General features: G+C 63.1%; 17 protein-coding genes. 5 read left to right on the forward strand and 12 right to left on the reverse strand.

Annotated elements, in window-relative coordinates; translation table 11 throughout:
- Positions 1-115 precede the first annotated feature (115 nt).
- On the reverse strand, positions 116-2,704 hold the full coding sequence (locus H6718_11420; protein MCB9586000.1) for a beta-propeller fold lactonase family protein: 2,589 nt from the start codon (positions 2,702-2,704) through the stop codon (positions 116-118).
- Between the two features lie 507 nt (positions 2,705-3,211).
- On the opposite strand from H6718_11420, the gene H6718_11425 reads away from it, so the two are divergent.
- Positions 3,212-3,700: a hypothetical protein gene (locus H6718_11425; GenBank protein MCB9586001.1), complete on the forward strand. Its 489-nt coding sequence runs from the start codon at positions 3,212-3,214 to the stop codon at positions 3,698-3,700.
- Between the two features lie 2 nt (positions 3,701-3,702).
- Here the strand turns inward: H6718_11425 and H6718_11430 are convergent, their stop codons facing one another.
- The gene (locus H6718_11430; GenBank protein ID MCB9586002.1) at positions 3,703-6,477 is read right to left on the reverse strand and encodes a tetratricopeptide repeat protein; all 2,775 of its coding nucleotides are present in this window, start codon (positions 6,475-6,477) and stop codon (positions 3,703-3,705) included.
- 119 nt (positions 6,478-6,596) lie between these two features.
- Here H6718_11430 and H6718_11435 point away from each other — a divergent pair, with 119 nt between their 5' ends.
- Both H6718_11435 and H6718_11440 read left to right on the forward strand, forming a co-directional pair.
- On the forward strand, positions 6,597-7,772 hold the full coding sequence (locus H6718_11435) for a hypothetical protein (protein ID MCB9586003.1): 1,176 nt from the start codon (positions 6,597-6,599) through the stop codon (positions 7,770-7,772).
- 73 nt (positions 7,773-7,845) lie between these two features.
- Positions 7,846-8,430, forward strand: coding sequence for a hypothetical protein (locus tag H6718_11440; protein MCB9586004.1), 585 nt, complete (start codon positions 7,846-7,848; stop codon positions 8,428-8,430).
- A 7-nt stretch (positions 8,431-8,437) separates the two neighbouring features.
- Here H6718_11440 and H6718_11445 read toward each other — a convergent pair whose 3' ends face one another.
- Positions 8,438-8,893 carry a hypothetical protein gene (locus H6718_11445; protein ID MCB9586005.1) on the reverse strand — a complete coding sequence of 152 codons (456 nt, stop codon included), beginning with the start codon at positions 8,891-8,893 and terminating at the stop codon, positions 8,438-8,440.
- Between the two features lie 60 nt (positions 8,894-8,953).
- On the opposite strand from H6718_11445, the gene H6718_11450 reads away from it, so the two are divergent.
- The gene (locus H6718_11450) at positions 8,954-9,346 is read left to right on the forward strand and encodes a hypothetical protein (protein ID MCB9586006.1); all 393 of its coding nucleotides are present in this window, start codon (positions 8,954-8,956) and stop codon (positions 9,344-9,346) included.
- Positions 9,347-9,369: 23 nt separating this feature from the next.
- Here H6718_11450 and H6718_11455 read toward each other — a convergent pair whose 3' ends face one another.
- From H6718_11455 to H6718_11480, 6 genes are all read right to left on the reverse strand, one after another.
- A complete protein-coding gene (locus H6718_11455; GenBank protein ID MCB9586007.1) occupies positions 9,370-9,900 on the reverse strand; it encodes a hypothetical protein in 531 nt (176 codons plus the stop codon).
- A gap of 2 nt (positions 9,901-9,902) precedes the next feature.
- Complete coding sequence (locus tag H6718_11460) at positions 9,903-10,796, reverse strand: immunity 49 family protein (protein ID MCB9586008.1); 894 nt, start codon at positions 10,794-10,796, stop codon at positions 9,903-9,905.
- Complete coding sequence (locus H6718_11465; protein MCB9586009.1) at positions 10,793-11,737, reverse strand: hypothetical protein; 945 nt, start codon at positions 11,735-11,737, stop codon at positions 10,793-10,795. Before H6718_11465 ends, H6718_11460 begins: the two co-directional genes overlap by 4 nt.
- Positions 11,738-12,029: 292 nt before the next feature.
- Positions 12,030-12,695 carry a pentapeptide repeat-containing protein gene (locus H6718_11470; GenBank protein ID MCB9586010.1) on the reverse strand — a complete coding sequence of 222 codons (666 nt, stop codon included), beginning with the start codon at positions 12,693-12,695 and terminating at the stop codon, positions 12,030-12,032.
- Entirely contained in the window at positions 12,679-13,431 is a 753-nt protein-coding gene (locus H6718_11475) for a hypothetical protein (protein ID MCB9586011.1), read from the reverse strand. The genes H6718_11470 and H6718_11475 overlap by 17 nt, the downstream gene beginning before the upstream one ends.
- A gap of 11 nt (positions 13,432-13,442) precedes the next feature.
- Positions 13,443-14,339 (reverse strand): hypothetical protein, encoded by an 897-nt coding sequence (locus tag H6718_11480; protein MCB9586012.1) that lies wholly within the window; start codon positions 14,337-14,339, stop codon positions 13,443-13,445.
- Positions 14,340-14,414: 75 nt separating this feature from the next.
- Between H6718_11480 and H6718_11485 the strand changes: the two genes are divergently transcribed.
- The gene (locus H6718_11485; protein ID MCB9586013.1) at positions 14,415-15,695 is read left to right on the forward strand and encodes an ISL3 family transposase; all 1,281 of its coding nucleotides are present in this window, start codon (positions 14,415-14,417) and stop codon (positions 15,693-15,695) included.
- 50 nt (positions 15,696-15,745) lie between these two features.
- On the opposite strand, the gene H6718_11490 is transcribed toward H6718_11485, so the two are convergent.
- The 3 genes from H6718_11490 to H6718_11500 all read right to left on the reverse strand — a co-directional run bounded on the left by H6718_11490 (position 15,746) and on the right by H6718_11500 (position 17,560).
- A complete protein-coding gene (locus H6718_11490; GenBank protein ID MCB9586014.1) occupies positions 15,746-16,201 on the reverse strand; it encodes a hypothetical protein in 456 nt (151 codons plus the stop codon).
- 107 nt (positions 16,202-16,308) lie between these two features.
- On the reverse strand, positions 16,309-16,839 hold the full coding sequence (locus tag H6718_11495; GenBank protein ID MCB9586015.1) for a hypothetical protein: 531 nt from the start codon (positions 16,837-16,839) through the stop codon (positions 16,309-16,311).
- A 4-nt stretch (positions 16,840-16,843) separates the two neighbouring features.
- On the reverse strand, positions 16,844-17,560 hold the full coding sequence (locus tag H6718_11500; GenBank protein ID MCB9586016.1) for an immunity 49 family protein: 717 nt from the start codon (positions 17,558-17,560) through the stop codon (positions 16,844-16,846).
- Positions 17,561-17,692 lie beyond the last annotated feature (132 nt).

The following is a 17,692-nucleotide window of genomic DNA, read 5'->3' on the forward strand; positions in this document are numbered from 1 at the left end:
AGAGGGATTCGCCTCACCAGAGGGAACGCGAATAAGCAAGCGGGCTTGATGGGTTTGGGGGTGAGGGTCTCTGCTCCCGGAGTAGACTTGGAGCAAAGACCCCCACCAAACTGACTCAGAACGCCGTCGGGCAGCCGTCGAAGCCGAACGGAATCGGCTGCTCCGTGGTGCTGCTGTCGATGCTCAGCAAGAACTGGATCAGGTCTTCCCGATCCTGTGCTGCGTTGGTGCCCGTGAGGAAGGCCGCGTTGACCGCGCGGTAATGCGCCTCCCAGGTGGTGCCAGTGAACATCTCTTCCAGGTCCTTGGCGCCGCCGTGGTGGAAGAACGGTGCCCCAACGCTCAGGCCGTAGAGCGATGGGATGTTGTAGCCGCCGCGGCCCTGGGCGCGCGTCCCGTTGGCGCGTACTTCGACCTCATCCGTTGCCGTGACGTTGCCCGGAACCCCGAACGTGCCGACCTTACGAATGACGCAAGCGACGTGGTTCGGTCCCTGTGCTCCCGCAACGCTGTCCGATGCTGCGTTCTGGGTGCTGAGCTGGAAGTCACCGCTGTGATCCGTCCAGGTGGCGGGCCATGCAGGCGGCGCAGTGAAGACCGAGGTGCCGAGGGCGGTGTTGGTCGCTGTCGAAGGTGTGTAGAACCTCCGGGAAACGGTCCAACCGGGGCCGCCGTGGCAGCTAACGCAGCCGCCGTTGCTGTTGGTGCCTTCGATGAACTCGCCAAACAGTACGGCGCCTCGTGCCACCGCCGCGGAGTCCAGCAGCTTGCGTCCAGAAGGCGGACGGATCTGCTTGGCCCAGGCTTCGATCGCGTCGAAATCCTTGGTTCCGCAGTTCTCCGCGGCGTCCTGGAACTCCTTGGCCGGCTTGCCGTTGACGCCCTTCACGCCGTCACCCAGCGCGGTTGGCTTGAGCGCACCCGAACAGTCGGTTGCGCCCGCACCGGTGTCCGGCTCCTGAATGGCGCCAGCGCCGCCCTGAACACCGACGGTGTTCGCGTTGAAGTCGTGCATCTCATCGAACACTGCGGTGTGGTTGAAGATGCGTTGCTTCTGGTTTGCGCCGGGGCCATGGGAGTAGGAGCCTGCCAGGGACACCGACTTGCGCGGTCCCGCCGCGAAGCGCCAGACCACATTGTCGCTCAAGCCACCGGGGTGACAAGAAGAGCAGCTCGACCAGGCGCTATCGGACCAGCGAGCGCGACCGGTGAAGAAGAAGCGCTTGCCCTCCTCGACCTTCTGCTCGTTGGGGTTCGTTGGCAGGTCGCACGACTTGACCGTTGCCGCGAGGGTCTGCGTCGTGAAGTCCATCACACCGAGCGAGCGGCTCACCCAGCAGTTGACCCACGCCTTCGGGCTGGCGTGCCCCGCGACGATACCCGTCGGGTTCTTGCAGCCGCCGGGGCCGGTCGGCGGTGCCTGCAGGACATCCATCTGGCGCACGCCGTTCGGGTGACCCACGGTGACCGACGGGCCAAAGCCAACGCGCTGAATCACGTCAGCGCCGCGAGACGCCACGTAAGCGACGTCCGGGGCGATGAAGTCGACATCCACGATATCCGCGAGGAAGAAGATGGGGTCGCTGCCAGCGTCCGTCTTCACCGCACGGGCGAGGTTCACCGTGTGGTTCGTGTCGACGGTGCGGTCGCTGATGTTCGCAGAGTATATGACGGGCTGGACGTTGCCGTTGGACGTCGGCGGCCCATTGGGAGACACCGAGATACTGGTGATGTAGAGCTTGTCGCCTTGGATGTTCACCGAACCAAGTTGGTTCGGTGATGTCATCGCGGTGCCAGCACCGGGGGTGCTCTTTGGTTCGAAACCGCTGTCGACCGGCTGGAAAACGACGTCTTGCCCGGAAGCGGTGAGGTCGCTCACGTTGAAGAAGCGCACGCGGCCTTGACGGCTCTCGTCGGTGCCTTCCACGCCGATTGACTCGCCGAAGAACTCCGGCACCACGAGCAGCTCGTCGCTGTCGTCGTTGTCGAGGTCGTTGGTCACAGCGAGCGCGTAGGGCGTATCAACGCCGGTGATGCGATCGACGACCTGCATGGTCGAGGTATCGATGACTGCGATGCTGCCTTCGGCGTGCTCAGCCACGAACAGGAGCTTGCCCGTCGGTGAGAGGGCCAGGCCCGTGGGCTCCGAACCGACAGCGACTGGCGTGCCGGCGCTGGGGCTTGACCCATCGATGCCATCTACGCGCACCACCGTTGCATCCGCGCGGTTTGCGACGAACACACTCGTGTCATTGGGGTGGATCACCACGCTCGAGGGTTCACCGCCGGTAGGCACGCTCGCGCGCAACGTGTTGTTCGACGTATCGAAGATACTGATGCCGCCGCAGTCTTGGTTCGCCATCACCACCGTGGCATCGTCACTGGTCAGGGCGACGGTGCTCGAGCGCGAAGCGCGGGGCAGTACATTGGCAGCACCGCCAGTGCCGCCGGCGCCCGCGTTACCCGCGGCTCCGCCAACCGCTCCGGTTCCAGCCGAGCCGCCGACAGCGCCTGCGCCGCCGTTGCCAGCCGTCGTGTTGCCTGCGCTGCCACCTTCGCCAGCGTTGCCTGCGGTGCTACCGCCCGCGCCTCCTGCGGCGCCGTTGCCGCCATTCCCGCCGCCACCATCGTCGCTGCCGCACGCCGCGAGCAGCAGGCCGACGGCGCACGCGCCAATCAGGGTCGTTGAAGCCAAACGTCTCATGAGTCCTCCAGGTTCTGTGGGGCCGAAGGAACCGAGCTGCGCACGCAACACGGGCCTCGAACCCGCCTTACAAGTGCATCCGCGACGCGTTTTCGGCGAGTTAACCCGGGTTAAACGTTTGAGCCTCGACCCGGCTGCAGTCCGCCGCACCCTCTCGGGCGGCGATTCAGCCCGACGCAAAATGACCGGAGTCCAACGGACCCTGGGGTCCGACGTGCGTCCGGTGACGCGTTCGCGTTGCTTTACAAAACGTGCCCTTGGGGTGGGGGCCCCGCCTGCGGGGGAGGGGGCTTGGGTAAGCCCCCTCGAGAAAAGTCATAAGCACGGAAGTCTTGAGCAACAGACCTCGCTGCGGCGGAAGGCCGCCGCACCACACCCCGACGGGGTGCGGCGGCCTGCAGCATCGTGAGGGCTCAAGATTTACCGTGCTTAACTCGCGGGTCCGTTCGCGGAGACCCAAGCTGAGCGTCGACTTGGTCGGAGGAACCGACGACTTGGAGGCTCAACATGAATATGACCCGCGGACAGTTCTTGAGGATGGCGTTGATTGCTGGCACGGCAACGCTCGGTACGAGCTTGGTTGGCTGTGGTAGTGATGACGGTGGGGACGGTGAAGGTGGCAGTGGCGGCACTGGCGGCTCGGGCAACGGTGGCTCAGGCAACGGCGGCTCAGGCAACGGTGGCTCAGGCAACGGCGGCTCTGGTGGCCAGGCGACTGGAGGTTCCGCAGGGAATAATACTGCAGGCACCGGAGGCGGCGGCGGGGCGAGCTGTGAGGCGGCCATCGTGGGCAACCATGGTCACGAACTGGTCGTGACCCAGGAAGACATCGATGCCGGCGTGGACAAGACCTACGACATCACCGGCGCGGCACTGCACAGCCACAGCGTGACGGTTACGGCAGCAGACTTCGCCACCCTCGCAGGGGGAAGCAGCGTGACCCTCACATCCACCGACGCCGCGGCTCACAACCACAGCGTCACCGTCACCTGCTAGCGCTAGGCTTCGATCCGTGCGGGAACGCCCGGATCAAGCAGGTAGCCCTGCTCGTCACGCAGCAAGAGCTCGCGCAAGCCGAGCTTGCGCAGCGTGGAAAGCGCCACTTTTAGGCGGTTTTGCGCGGCGAATGGTGTCATTCGCTCCCCGGGCCAGCCAGCTTCGATGAGCTGGTCTTGGCTCAGGGAGACGCCTGGCCCCGTCAGCCGTTGCTCGATCAGCGCGGCCACGATGCGCCGCAAGGGCTGACGCGCCGAGAGGTCCATTTGTTCGCTGCCCGGTAGATCCAGGAGCCCACTCTCCCCCCGAAAGACCACCGCGTCATGGCTCAAGCTCAGCTGCAGCAATCGGAGGGCAAACCGCGCGTCGTCGGATTGGCTGAGCAGTGTGGTGTGCTGCGGCGCAAGGGCCGCGGCCAAGCGGGAGTCGGCGGAGGCGCGCAGTGCGGCTTGCTCCTTCGGCTTCGCGTCACGAGCCAGGGCCAAGTCCAAATGGGCGCGGTGCAGCTCGAGCGCCAGCACGAGGCCCGCATCTCCAAGCGGCTCGAGCACCTCCGTGGCGCTGGAAAACGCTTCACGCGCCGCGGCCAACCGCCCTTGCTCCGCCTCCAGGGCGCCGAGCGCCGCGCTGAACACGCCCTCCTGGCGGCGGTCGCCAATTCCGCGCAGAATCAAGAGGCTGCTCTTGTAGTGCTCGCGCGCACTGTCGATCTCTTCAGTGTCTCCGAGCTGCCGCGCGCGTTCGTGGCGCAAAGCGCCGAAGTAGCCGAGGAGGTGACCCTCGAGCAACAAAGAGCCTGCGCGGCGGACAGCGCGCAGCCCACGACGAAAATGCTTCGCGGCCGCTTCGAACTGGCCCAGCTCCTGCTCGAGAATGCCCAGGTTGCCCTCGATGATGCCGACCAGCGTGCCGTCGCTCAGGCTCTCGGCATCGTGGGTGCGATGCAAATCAAGGGCGCGCTTGAAGTACTCTCGTGCCTCTTCGAAGCGCCGCTGCTGCATGCGCAGGGTGCCCAAGTCGCGACACAGGCTCGCTTCCAGTGCGTGCGCGCCCGCGCCCTTCGCGAGCACCAGCGCGGCGTCGTAACCCGCGAAGGCTTCATCGAGGCGGCCCTGGCTGTGACGCAGCAAACCCAAGCCGGCGAGCGCTCTCGCGCGCGCGCCCCGTTGCGCCGGCTCCAGCAGCTCGAGGGCGCTGCGGAATGCCTGCTCAGCAGCGTCCAGATTGCCGGAGGCTTGCTCGAGTACGCCGAGCTCTGTCTTCAAGTCTGCGAGGAGCTGGGCATCTTGCGTTTCCGCGAGGCGATCCAGCGCGCTCTGCAGGCCGTCCCGTGCCTCCGCCATGCGTCCAAGACGCTGCAGCATGCGCGCGCGCTCCAGCTCAGCGCGCGCGACGAGCGCCGGCGGGGCCGCAATGTAGGACGCGTGGTGGATCGCTGCCTCGATCAGCGACAGGTAGCGCGCTGGTGGTCCGCGCCGGGAGAGCACCGCGCCGGCGCCGAGCGCCAGGTACAAGCGTTGCTGGATGTCCGCGCTCGACGTGCTGGTGATCAACGTCTCGCCGGCGAGCAGGATGTTGTTGAGCTCAGCGGCCAACCACTCGAGCGCAACAAAGTCCTCCGCTTTGGTGCCTGGGCGTTCGCTGTTGCCCTCGAGCTCTTTCAGACGCTCGCCACAAGCAGCGGTGAAGTACTGAGCGTGGCGTCGTGTCGTGGCGCCGCCGTCCTTCAGCTGGTCGGCGGCGTACGCGCGCACACTCTCGAACAGCATGAAGCGAGTGGACAGCTGACGGTCCGCCGCGGTGATCGTGCGGATCAGCGACTTCTCGCAGAGGCTTTGCAGCACATCGAGGGGGTGAGTGCTTGCGCCGAGATCCGCGCCAGCGATGCCTTCGAACGCCTCGAGGCTGAAGCCGCCGCGGAACACCGATGCGGCGCTCAAGGCGCGCTGCTCGGCCTCCGTGAGCGCCTCCCAGGACCAGTCGAGGGCCGCGCGCAGCGTGGCACGTCTCCTCGAGGAATCAGAACTTGGACCGGTGCTCGGGTCGCTCCGGCTCAACAAGTCCAGACGTTGCCCGAGGCGCGCGAGGAGCTGCACGGGGTCCATCACGCCGAGCCTCGCTGCAGCGAGCTCAATCGCCAACGGCAACCCGTCGAGTTCACGCACGAGCTTCACCAGCGTCTGGGAGTTGCTGCTGGTCAGGCGCAAGCGCGGAGCGCGGTCCAACAAGAGCTGGACCGCCTGAGCATCAGCGACCTGCTCCACGTCGGCGTCTTCCTCCGGCAAGGGCAGGGGGGAGAGGTCCAGCAAGGACTCACCAGGGACCTTGAGCCGTTCCCGCGAGGTAACGAGCAGCTGGAGCTCGGGCGCCGCGGCGAGCCAACGCTCCAGCGCACCAGCGGCCTGATTCAGCAGCTGCTCGAAGTTGTCCAGTACACAGAGACTCGGCCCCCGCGCGGAGAATGCACGACCGAGGTGCTCCACCAAGTCGGTGTCATCGCTGAACAAGATCCCGAGGCGCGAACCCAGGCTCCCGCACACGTCTGCAAGCGTTTCCGCACTCGAGAGATCGACGAACAGCGCTTGGTCGATTTGCTCGGCATACCGCAAGGCGAGCCGCGTCTTGCCAATTCCCGGCGCCCCGACCAACGTCACCAGGCGTTCGCCCGCAGCAAAGCGCTGCTGCAGCTCAGCCAGCTCATGATGACGCCCCACGAAGCTCGAGCCGTCCAGCGGCAGCTGGCTTTGTGGGGGCAGTTCCGAATCTGCTGCGACCATCGACGTCGCAGACTGTATCCTTCGAGGCCCCAATGATCGACGACTCCAAACCCCAAATGACGCGGTTTTTTCTCGGCACTCGTCGCGAGCGCGCTGCCCGGCCCACGTCGGCGCGCTGGATGTTTCCCCTGCTTTTCTGCGCTTTCGCAGTCGCTTGCGGGAGCGATGACGACGCACCTCCCCCCAAAATTCAAGTCACCCTGCTCGACCGAGAGACTGGTCAACCAGTTGCGGAGGCGTCGGTCAGCAACGGTGAAGGGACGGCACTCAGCGACGCAGAAGGTGTCGCGCAAGTGTCGAAAGACAGTGAGCTGAGTATCACCGCGACGGGCTATCTGCCGCTCGAGGTGAGTGGAGTGAGCGGTGACTCACTGACTTTGCCGCTCACGCCAAGCAAGGTGCGTCAACGCACGGTGCGCGGGAGCATCGTTGGGTGGGACGCGCTGCCGGCGCTCGGTGCCGGTAAGTATCGCCTGGCGCAGATCCGTGGTGCCGAGCTGAATGATGCCGCGCGGATCCATGAGCGGGTGGCATTGGGCATCAGTGACGCTACCTGCGTCGCGCGTAACACTCCCACCGCCTGCGCCTTCGAGCTCAACGTACATGCAGATGTGACGAGCGTTTTTGCGGTGATTGTCGAGGGCGATGACACTGGCACTCCCGATGACATGAGCGACGATACCCTCACCGGGACCGGCTTTGGGGTCATGACATTCAACGCCGGGGATGACCTGCTGAGCGATCAAGCGCTCACCATGATCCCCACGGATCAGCTAGGGCAAGTTGCGGTGAAACCTGGTGCTGGTACCGGCAGCGTGAGTTCGGAGCCCGTGGGCGTGCCCGGACTGACGGTCAACAAGCAGGTCCTGGTGTTTCCCACGTTCGAGGGCAACCTCGGGAGCTACGCCGTACCCATCGCGTCGTCCTTCACCGGCGGCGACGAAGCGACGCTCTGGGGCGTCTCCTTGGCGCAAGACACTCAAGGCTCTTCGTTCGCCGTAGAGCGTGGTTTGCCGCTGGATTTGGGGGTGAGCCAAACTGTCGACGTCGACGTGGCGAGCCTGCAAGCGGCTCCTAGCTTGCAAGAGTCAGCGAGTGGCTACAGCGTCGAGGTGCCTGCGGGCGGGCTGCTCTTGATTCATCAAGACGGTAAGGACTACCTGAACTTCAGCGGCAGCCGCCAACTGGCGAATCCGACTATCTCCGCGTGGATTCAACTCTGCGAGGGTGGAAGTACGGATGCGTATCAAGCCCTGAGTCAGGCCCCCCGTTGTTCCGCGCGCGTCATCGACTGATCCGAGACCGACGGTACGCGTGTAGTCCATGGAGTTCCCGCTCCTCTGATTGCTACAATACCCGCGGAGCAGCGTGGGCGAGGGGGAACGAGGAGAACGCATCAAGGGGCGCTTGATGATGGCTGGGCGCAAGTCGATGAAGAGCGACTTGGGCGCGGCTGGCATGGCCGCGGTGCTAGAAAAAGCGTCCCCCGAGGTTCGGCACACGCTGACTCGGCGCTTCCTCGCGACCGATTGGTACGCTCAGGACACGACTGACGATGTGATCCGGCTGGTGGCGGCGCAGCTGGGCATGGGCGCCGAGGAGTACGCGCTCCAGCTCGGTCGAAACAGCGCCTACGAGAGCGCGGGGCGGCTCGGGCGCACTCTGGTTGGCTTGTTTGGGAGCCCTCAGCGGCTCGCGCGCTACGTGCCGGAGTATTGGTCCACGTTGTACGACAGCGGGCGTGTTACCGCGGGGTATGACGAGTCGACGAAGCTGCTCACCCTGATGATCCGCGACTGGAAGGGACACAGCGCTCTGCGCTGCTACAACCCCTTCGGTTCGATGGTCGAGCTCTCGAGCCGCTTCAAAGAGCCAGCGCTGGTCGAGTACAAGCGAGTCAGCTGTGTGTCCCGAGGCGACGCCCAGTGCGTGTATCAGTACCGCTACGGTTAGTGCGGGGTTAGTGCATCGTGACGGCGGGGCGCGGTTGGACCTCCGCCACGTTGAGCGGCCAGGTCAGCAAGTCGCGGATCCAGCCTTCGCTGTCGTCGCTACGCCAGTCCACCTTGAGCGCGTAGCTGCCCACCACCGGTGGGTGAGGCAACCCCAGCGACCGCGTGCGAAAGCGCGGTGTCTGTGAGACGTGCTGGGTAATATCCGTAGGGATTTCGAGCCCGCTGTCCAGTGACTGCAGCACGAAGCGCGTCTGGAAGCTGAGCCCGATCTCCTCAGGCTGCAACACCCAGTAAGCGTGGAGCTCCACCGGGATCATTCCGTTTGCCGGTGGCTTGACCGCGCCAGGCCCCGACGCTGGTGGCACGTTCAGCTGCTCGATCAAATTGAACAGCGATACATTATTCGACCCCTGGTCGAGGGATGAACCGCTACAAATGCCGAGGAAGTAGCAACGAGGCACCGGGGGCTCCTAGCGCGATTGCGAGTTCTTGGCCAGGGGCAGAGCCGCAAAGGAGGGAACATGGGGAGAGTAGGGGACACACCCAGTGGGCGATCCAACTGGTTCGCGCTGTCAGCATTGCTGCTCAGCGCATGTGCTCAAAGCACGCCACCGCCCAGCGAGCCCAGCGGGGACCCGGCGGCAACCCAACCCGAAGTGGTTGAGGCGCCTCCAACCAGCAGCCCAACCGAGACGCCGCCACCAAGTTCAGATCCAGAGCCAGAGCCTGAGCCTGAGGGGCAGCTGACCGGCGTCGGTGAAGTCGGTTCCGGCAGCGGCAAGCGCTGCTCGGTTAAAGACGACAACGGACCGTTGCCGGGCGGAAACATTACGGCCAGTGGTTGCGATGCCGGTGAGACCTGCCGCTGCGAGTCCCAGGCGGGCTATTCGTGCTCTGGCGTGTGTGTGAAGTAGGGCGCCGTGGGGGCTGGAGGGGGTTAGTAGATGAACCCGAAGAGGGCGTTATTCCGTGCGTTCGCGATGGTGATCCAGTCGGAGACGGCGAGGAGAATAGCGTCCAGGGTCTCGTCGGCGTGCTCTGGGGGATCCTGCTCGAGGACTGGCGCGGCTGCCCGAACGCTTGCCGCAGACCAGTGCCCAAATTGGGGGAAGTCACTGGCCAAGCTGAACGGGAAGACGCCGTGGCCGTACACAAGCTGATCAAAGGAGAGCCCGCACGGGTGCCCCAGCAGCGCCTGGTCCGCGTCCTGGATGGTGGACTGGCGGATGGGCGAGACGGCGCCATTGTCCAGCTCGACCCCGAAGTACTTGCAGAGCGCTTCGAACGCGAAGATCTGCTGCTCCGCATCCCCGCGGCAAGCTCCTGACTTGATGAGCTGCATCACCTGGGGCCAGGTGTCGTCACCACAGATCTTCTCGAGCGCGTCGAGCAGGTCCGGGTCGTTGCTGCCCAAGGCACGTTTCAGGGCGTCGTGGTCGACGCTGTAAATCATGATTCCGCGGGACATGCTCAGGCCGTGGGTGGAGCTTCGTAGAGCGTCTTGAAGTGATCGAGTAATCCGGCAGGGGGGCCATCGATGAGCCACCGCGGCGTGTAGTCCGACTCGACCTCGTAGGTCATGGCACGCGCCTCACCGTCGATCGCCAGCGCCGTGCCCAACCAGTCGTGATAGCTGTCCGGGTCCGACTTGTTCTTGCCGGTGCCCCAGAAGGCCTTGAACGCCTTCAGCGATTGAAGCGCCGCGTCGTTGAATGTCGAAGCGTCCCCCGCGCGGATGGCACGCATGACGTCGAGCTTGCTGACATCGAGCTTTGCCAAGCGTGGTCCGGAAATGGTGGCCACACCCGGAGCTCCGAGTTCCTCCGTCTTAGCCGCATGGGCCTCGAACTCCTGCGAGTCGAGCCAGAAGTCTCGCAGCGCGGCGGCGAGCTCCAGCTGGTACGCATCCCGCTGGCCCGGGATGCGCAGGAACTGCCCTTGGTCGTACCCAAGCAAAGACTGGACGGCCTCACTTCGCCGCAGGATCTTGGCGCATGCGACTGCATGCCACCAGTCTCGGGGCGTCGCGCCAAGCCCAGGCGTTGCCCCGGGGAGACGCAGCTGCTGGCCGCAAAGCTCGACTTCGACGTCGCCCGGTGCATACCAAAGCTTGAAGCCAGCCACGGCATAGTCGACAGAAGCGTTCAGGAACTCCCAGAAAGAGTTGACGTCGTCGATGAGGAGCATCGTGTTGGCGGTCGTGAGCTGGAGAGGAGCCAGGTCACCGGGTCTTCGGGAGTCTTTTCGCGCCTGAACCGCGGCGCGCCATCTTGAATTCTTGACCCAGCGCTCTCGGTCGCGGGCTACTTCGCCGTCGCCATAAAAGTCGTGAAGTGGGTGACGCTTTAGGTTGAGTTTGCTCATGGCTTTGGGTGCGGATTGCCGTCCGCGTCGTAGGATTGGTCGTCGTACTTGGAGACCTTGGTTTCTTTCAGGTCGCCGTTCTTGTCGAAGGGTTGAGTTACCTTGATGTAGTCGGCGTCGGCCTCGCCGCTTCGAACGTCCTTCGCCATGTCTCGTTGATCTTGGGGCGCATTCGCGTCCTTGGCCTGCTTGCCTAGTAACTGGTCCTTGTACTCAGGCGTGCCCTGTTCGTAGCGTTCACCAGGCTTGTCGCCTTTCCTTGAGGAGCTATTGGTGCCGGCGCCGCCCTTGCTCTCGGCGATGACGTAGTCTGGTGGCGGTGGATTAACCTTGTAGACGTTGTCGAAGGTGTTGGCTCCAGAACCCTTCTTGACCGGCTCTACCGTCTTGTCAGGTTCGAACATCTGTTTGACCGCGTGGTCGGTCGCGGCATCCCCGAGCGCTTCCGAATGGTCGCGTGCGGCTTGTTCGTGTTCCTTCGCCTTCTTCTCATGCTTGGCCGCGTCGGCATCGTGCTTGGCGGCGGCATCGTCGTCACCCTGCTTGCGCGCCTCCTCCGCCTTCTTTTTGGACTTCTCCTCTTTGTCTCGTGACTTCTGCGCCTCGTTCAGGTGATCCTTGCGGTCCTTGGCGGCGTCCTTCGCGGACTTCTTGCTTCCGTCCTTCAGGTTGACCTCGGCGTCATCGGGCAGCTTGATCTGCTTGCCCTCTGCTGGACCATAGGGTCCTTCCTTTGCGTAGTGTGTTGGCTTGTCGCTACCGCCCGCGTTCGGGTCTTTGGCGAACTTGCCCTTCTTTGGGCCATCCGCGTGGCGCAGGCGTCCATCCTTGTCGCGATAGGTGTTCGGCGGATCCTGCCTCCCCGCCTCGCATTCCTTCCGCTTCCCCGGGGACGTGGCACACGGATTGTTGCAGTCCGCATGGTGCCCCTCCGCCTTCAACCCCAACGGATCGCTGACAAGCGTCGGCGACCCATTGAACCCCAGTAGGTTGTACCCTCCAGCGGTTCCGAGCGGTAGGGTTGCCTCCCCCCGGCCGCTAGTGCCGGGAGGAAACGCCTTGAGCGTTCAAAGAGCTAGGACAAAGCGTCCTGAGAAGCTTGCGCGTCCGCCCCCTCCCGGCGCCGGCCGCGTCTCGCTACCGCTCGCGCGCGCGGGCGGAGGGGGGTTAGTAGATGAACGCGAACAGCGCGCTATTCTGCGTGTTCGCTAGTGGGGCTGGATGCAGCCTCGCCTACGGCGTGATGCTGACGTTTGAATCGAACTTAGCCCCAGTGATGTCGGCGCCTGCAAAGGTAGCGCCATCGAGCTTTGCTCCGCGGAAGTCCGCATCGACCAGTGTGGCGCCATCGAACGCACAATGGGAGACGTCCGCGTTGACGAAGATGACACGAGTTAGGTTCGCGCCTTTGAAATTGCTACGCGCCAGGTTCGCCTTCTCGAAAGTGGAATCGGTAATGTCCGCCTGCCAGAAGTACGTCCCTTCACCGGTTGCACCGTCGAAAGTGGCGGCCGTCAGATCGCACTTGAAGAAGTCCACGCTGGACACGTCAGCGTGAGTGAAGTCGCACCCGGCCAACACCGCTTCACGGACGATGCTGGAGCCGAGCATTGAGCCGACGAAGATCGCGCTATCGCAGTCGCAACTCGACAGGTTGCACTGGAAGAGGCGGGCATTGGTTAGATCCGCACAGCGAAAGGATGATTGAAAAAAGTTGACCTCAATCGCGCGGAAATCGTCGAATACTGCTTGGTCGAATTTGCAGCTCTCGAGCTGAAGGTCGCGCAAACGAACGTCGCTCAGATCTTCGGCCGTAAAGTCCTGGCCCGCGCCGCCACCGCTTTCAGTGACCGTATCGGTGCCACGAACAGCGATCCATGCATTAGGTAGTTTTGTCATGCTTGAGATTCCAGCTCGGATCTAGTTGCCAGGCAGGGGGCTTTGGGCGGGGGTACTTGGAGAAGTCGCCTCGAAGACCGACCTCCGCGAGTACCCGGCAAGCTTTGGCGCGCGCCGCGTCGAGGTCTTCGAAGGTTGCTTTCCATGGTGGGCCTTCGACCAAGTCAACGATTGTTACTCCGGTGTCAGTCTTACTGACGTGCCCTAATCTGGAGATTGCCTGCGGCCCAATTAGGTCGACCAAGAACGGTGAGTACCAGGTTCGGGCAAAGATGGTGCCGGGACCGTAGCCACGAAGATCCGAGATGTCCATCCCCAGGCCCTGCGAGAACTCTGGGGTTTCCTTGGTATCTCTCGTTCGCCAGTCGACGTGGATAAAACCGTAGTCCACTTGGAAGAGTGACGCGATGTCGTTCAGTGCCGACCACCAGGCTTCGAAGTGTGGCTCGCGAAGAGGCCCGTCGAGGTCCAAGTAGAGCTTGCTCAGCGTCCAGGCGTCTTGTTTACAATGAATCGTGTATTTCGGGGCTTTGGTTCTGGTGAGCTCAACTGGCTTGTATTGCTGCACTCTTGTTCGCACGTCTACGGGGTCATAGGGGGTCCGACGGATCCCGATCTGCGCGTGGGTCGGAGCGATGGTCGGATCGGCTTCCAGTCGGCCGAGCCAGCCGTCGAGTAGCGTGGGTTCGTACACCCGAGACATGGTGAATAGTCGTGCGAATAGTTTGTCGGCCATCTCTTACCTGCTCAGGCGGCTCCACTTTGCTGCTGCCGCTTCTCTTCTTCTTGCTTCTTCCTGTGGGCTTCGGCTTTCGCCGGGTCTCCACCCACCAGAGGAACTGCGTCTTTTGCTGGCATGGGTTCGCCCCATTGTCCCTTGTCGGCTGGGTTGTTTGGGTCCTGTTGCCATTCTCGATAGTTGCCGTCTTTGTCTCGATGTAAGACTTTCGACTCCCCGGCAAGCGGGCCGCTCGGTCGGCAGTTATTGGGGTCGTCGGACGCCATCACGACCACGGGTGTTTTCCCATCTTGTTCTGCGCCTGCCTGCTGCCCTCGGAGCTGTGCCGAGTTGTTTTGCGTACGTGGTTTCCCGTCTTCTGTAGGTTTATTCGATTGAGACTTGACGTCCACTACCGCGCCGTTCTCGCGTCCGTCCTCGAAAGCGGTTGGCTTGTCTGATGTGGCGTCTGGGCGAGTCTTCTCACCATCATTCTCGGTCGGGTACTCCTTAGGAGGACTCTTGTTGTTGTTGTTCTCTAGTCCGAGTTCGTCGAGCACCTTGTTTTCGAGCTCGCGTCCACGTTCACCGTTCTCCTCGACTTGGTCGTGCTGCTTGCGCCACGCGGCAGGGTCCTCAGGATCCATGCCGCGGTTCTCGCGAGAGCAAGCGTTCGTCTCGTACCGGGCTTGTAGGAGCTCTTCATAAGCCTGACGTCGCTCATCGTCGGTCTTCGCTGCCTCGAGCTTCTTCTTTGCCTCATCTTTGCGCGCGTCGAAGTGCTTTTTCTGCTCTGGGGTAAGATGATCGGAGTTGAGCTTGTTGTCCCCCGTCTTGGGAGCGGAATCGTCCTTCTTCTTCTGCGGGTGCAGGTCCGGGAAGTCTTCACGGGCTCTCTTGGTGTGGCTGCCGCTGCGTGCTTGCAACGGAATGGGAGGTGACCAGCGATGGGTCGGCAGCGAGATCTTATCACGCAGATTCTTGGGTACCGAGGATGGAAGGTGAGGAGCTGGCGCTGGGAAAGCGCGGACGGGAGGGCCATCGTCCCGCTTCGAAACCACGTCCCGGCCGACGCGGTGCTTGTGATCGAGCTTGAGCGCCGCTGGGCCGCTCGGTGCAGCCACTGCCTGGCGATCTGTTCGAAGCTCCACGAGCGTGGGAAGGTGCGCCGCTGGGAGGAGCTGCCGGCCATCGGGCACCGCGTGGTTCTGGAGTATGCGCCGGAGCGAGTCAAGTGCAAGGCATGTGGCAGCTGCCCCACGGAACTACTTGCCTGGGCCGACCCGAAGCAACGGCAAACTCGGCGCTTACAGCACCACCTGGCGTTGGATGCGCTGTCGATGCCGCTGACGCATGTCGCGGTCAAGTACAGACTCTCATGGCGGACCGTGCGCCGGTCCGAGGTCGCTGCCTTCGAGCGGTGGCACTCCACCAGACCCGAAAGCCCGCTCGAGGAGGTGGGGCTCGATGAGAAGTGGCTGGGACGACGCCACAAGAGCGGGCACAAGTTCGTCACCATCGCGAGCAACCTCCGCTCCGGGGAGCCTGTCTGGATTGGTTACGGTCGCAGCGAGGCGGACGTCAAACGTTTCCTCGACACACTGACGGCGGAAAAGAAGTCCAAGATCAAGCTGTTCGCCTGCGACATGCACAAGCCGTTTCATGCGGCGATTCGCAGCGACGAGCAACTGGCTCACGCGGCGATCGTTCACGACCCTTTCCACATCATGAAGCGCGCCGGCGAAGCTGTTACCGAGCTGAGGCGGCAGATTTTCTTCCGTGCGGGACCGGAGCTGCGCGCCATCGGTCGGGGCACACGCTGGCTGGTACTGAGACCGTGGGAGCGACTTGGCGAGGAAGACCAAATCAAGCTCAACAAGCTGTTCGCCCTGAACAACAAACTGATGCGCGCCTACCAGGTGCTCGAGGAACTGCGTGAGGCACTCAAAGCCCCGGATGGCGCAACCATGCGGAAAGCGCTTCAGCACATACTTTACCGCACAGAAAAGAAATCGAACGTTCCGATGCGAAAGCTCCACGACTCCTTACGCGGCCACTACGATGGCATCGTCGCGCTGGCAGAGCATCGGCCGCCCACCGGTCGCCTCGAGGCGCTCAACAACAATTGGGAGACGCTCGTCCGCCGCGGCCGAGGCTACCGCGACCACCAATACCTATTCCGCAAGCTGCAGTTCATCACCGCAAACCCTGTCCGCACCGCTCAAGGAGCGGATCGCTTCCTCGCTTTGGGGCTGGCGGCACCAACCAGCGCTGCGGCATGAACCAACCGGCGCCTGGCATGATCCTCGGCTCTTGAGACGGTCACGCGATCTCAAGCTGCGAGGACCGTGTCAGGCGCCGCGCGGAAACTCGATGAGTCTGCCCGGATTCGGCATAAGAGCCTTTTTTTCTGCTCTGGGGTAAGATGATCGGAGTTGAGCTTGTTGTCCCCCGTCTTGGGAGCGGAATCGTCCTTCTTCTTCTGCGGGTGCAGGTCCGGGAAGTCTTCACGGGCTCTCTTGGTGTGGCTGCCGCTGCGTGCTCCCGGGCTCTCAACACTCGGATCCCCCGAGTGTGCCTTCTTACCCTCCGCCTTCAACCCCAGTGGGTCACTGACAAGCGTCGGTGACCCATTGAACCCTAGTAGGTTGTACCCTCCAGCAGTTCCGAGAGGATCCGGAGAGAGCCATCTTCCTAACGAATTGTCAAAGTAGCGGTACCTCGTACAACTGAGACCAGTCTCATGTAGGGTTGCCTCCCCCCGGCCGCGAGTGCCGGGAGGAAACAGCTTGAGCTTTCAAAGAGCTAGGACGTTACGTCCTGAGATCTTGCGCGTCCGCCCCCTCCCGGCGCCGGCCGCGTCTCGCTACCGCTCGCGCGCGCGGGCGGAGGGGGTTAGTAGATGAAACCGAAGAGGGCGTTGCTTCTCGCGTTTGCGACCGTGACCCAGTCGGAGACCGCTAGGAGGATATCCTCTAGGTCGGGGTTGCTGTGCTTAGGGGGCTGTCGCTCCAGAAGCGGAGCGGCTGCCCTCAATCGTTCGGTCGACCAGTGCCCAAACTGGGGGAAGTCACTCGCTTCATAGAACTCGAACACTCCCTGCCCGTACACGAGGTCTTCAAACGAGAGCTGACAAGGATGCGCGAGCAACGCGCGGTCGACCTCCGAAATGGTATCGAGCAGAATTGGCGACACGGCTGAGTTGTCTAGCTCGACGCCAAAGTGCTGACAGAGCGCTTCGAAGGCGAAGATCTGCTGATCGGCGCGTCCACGACACGTGCCCGACTTGAGGAGTTGCATGACCTGCGGCCAGATGTCGTCATCGCACTTGGCTTCGAGTTGCTCCAAGAGGTCTGGAGTGTTGCTCCCAAGCGCCTTCTCGAGGGCTGCCTGATCGACGCTGTACACCATGATTCCCCGTCCCATGCTTCTAGGCCTTAGGCGGTGAGTGGTAGAGGGTCTTGAAGTGGTCGAGGAGCCCCACGGGAGGGCCATCAATAATCCAGCGTGGCGTGTAGTCGGACTCGACCTCGAACTTCAGACCCTGGAGCTCTGCCTCGATGGCTAGCGCGATGTTGAACCAGTCATGGTAGCTGTCTGGTGCCGACTTGTTCTTGCCAGCTCCCCAGAATGCCTTGAACGCCTTCAAACTCGCGACCGCAGACTCCGTGTACGCCGCTTGCTCACCCGAACGGATGCTTCGCATGACAGCGACGATTGATGTATCCGCCTTGGCTAGGCGTGGGCCCGAGATCGTCGCTTTTTCCGGGCTACTCAGCGCTTCGGTCTTCGTTGCCCGTTTCTCGAAGTCCTTGCCTTCGGTCCAAAAGGCCAGCGCAGCCGCAGCGAGAGCCAGCTGGTAGTCATCCCGCTGCCCGGGGATGCGTTTGAAGTTCTTGTGATCGTATTCGAGCAGCGATGCCACGGCCTCGGGGCGCCGTAGGATCTTGGCGCAGCAAACCGCTAGCCACCAATCGCGTGGGGTTGCGCCTAGGCCGGGCGTTGCCCCGGGGATATGAAGCGTGCGCCCACACAACTCGACCTCGACGTTGCCCTTGGTATACCAAAGTCTGAAGCCAGCAACTGCGTAGTCGACCGCCGCGTTGAGTATCTCCCAGAAGGAGTTCACGTCGGCGATCAGGAGCATGGTGTTGGCACGGGTGCGCGCAATTGACGCGAGGTGTCCTGGCTTGCCCGAATCCTCAACAGCAAGCTGTGCCGCGCGCCAACGTGTTGTATCGGCCGTTTGTTGTCGATTCCGCTCGAGTTCTCCTTTCGC

This window comes from Polyangiaceae bacterium (genome assembly GCA_020633205.1).
Classification (GTDB): Bacteria; Myxococcota_A; Polyangia; order Polyangiales; family Polyangiaceae; genus JAHBVY01.

What these genes read in the sequence shown, in the direction of transcription:
- H6718_11420 (MCB9586000.1), bottom strand. Translation starts at nt 2,704, where the DNA reads ATGAGACGTTTGGCTTCAACGACCCTGATTGGCGCGTGCGCCGTCGGC.
- H6718_11425 (MCB9586001.1), top strand. Translation starts at nt 3,212, where the DNA reads ATGAATATGACCCGCGGACAGTTCTTGAGGATGGCGTTGATTGCTGGC.
- H6718_11430 (MCB9586002.1), bottom strand. Translation starts at nt 6,477, where the DNA reads ATGGTCGCAGCAGATTCGGAACTGCCCCCACAAAGCCAGCTGCCGCTG.
- H6718_11435 (MCB9586003.1), top strand. Translation starts at nt 6,597, where the DNA reads ATGTTTCCCCTGCTTTTCTGCGCTTTCGCAGTCGCTTGCGGGAGCGAT.
- H6718_11450 (MCB9586006.1), top strand. Translation starts at nt 8,954, where the DNA reads ATGGGGAGAGTAGGGGACACACCCAGTGGGCGATCCAACTGGTTCGCG.
- H6718_11455 (MCB9586007.1), bottom strand. Translation starts at nt 9,900, where the DNA reads ATGTCCCGCGGAATCATGATTTACAGCGTCGACCACGACGCCCTGAAA.
- H6718_11460 (MCB9586008.1), bottom strand. Translation starts at nt 10,796, where the DNA reads ATGAGCAAACTCAACCTAAAGCGTCACCCACTTCACGACTTTTATGGC.
- H6718_11470 (MCB9586010.1), bottom strand. Translation starts at nt 12,695, where the DNA reads ATGACAAAACTACCTAATGCATGGATCGCTGTTCGTGGCACCGATACG.
- H6718_11475 (MCB9586011.1), bottom strand. Translation starts at nt 13,431, where the DNA reads ATGGCCGACAAACTATTCGCACGACTATTCACCATGTCTCGGGTGTAC.
- H6718_11495 (MCB9586015.1), bottom strand. Translation starts at nt 16,839, where the DNA reads ATGGGACGGGGAATCATGGTGTACAGCGTCGATCAGGCAGCCCTCGAG.
- H6718_11500 (MCB9586016.1), bottom strand. Translation starts at nt 17,560, where the DNA reads ATGCTCCTGATCGCCGACGTGAACTCCTTCTGGGAGATACTCAACGCG.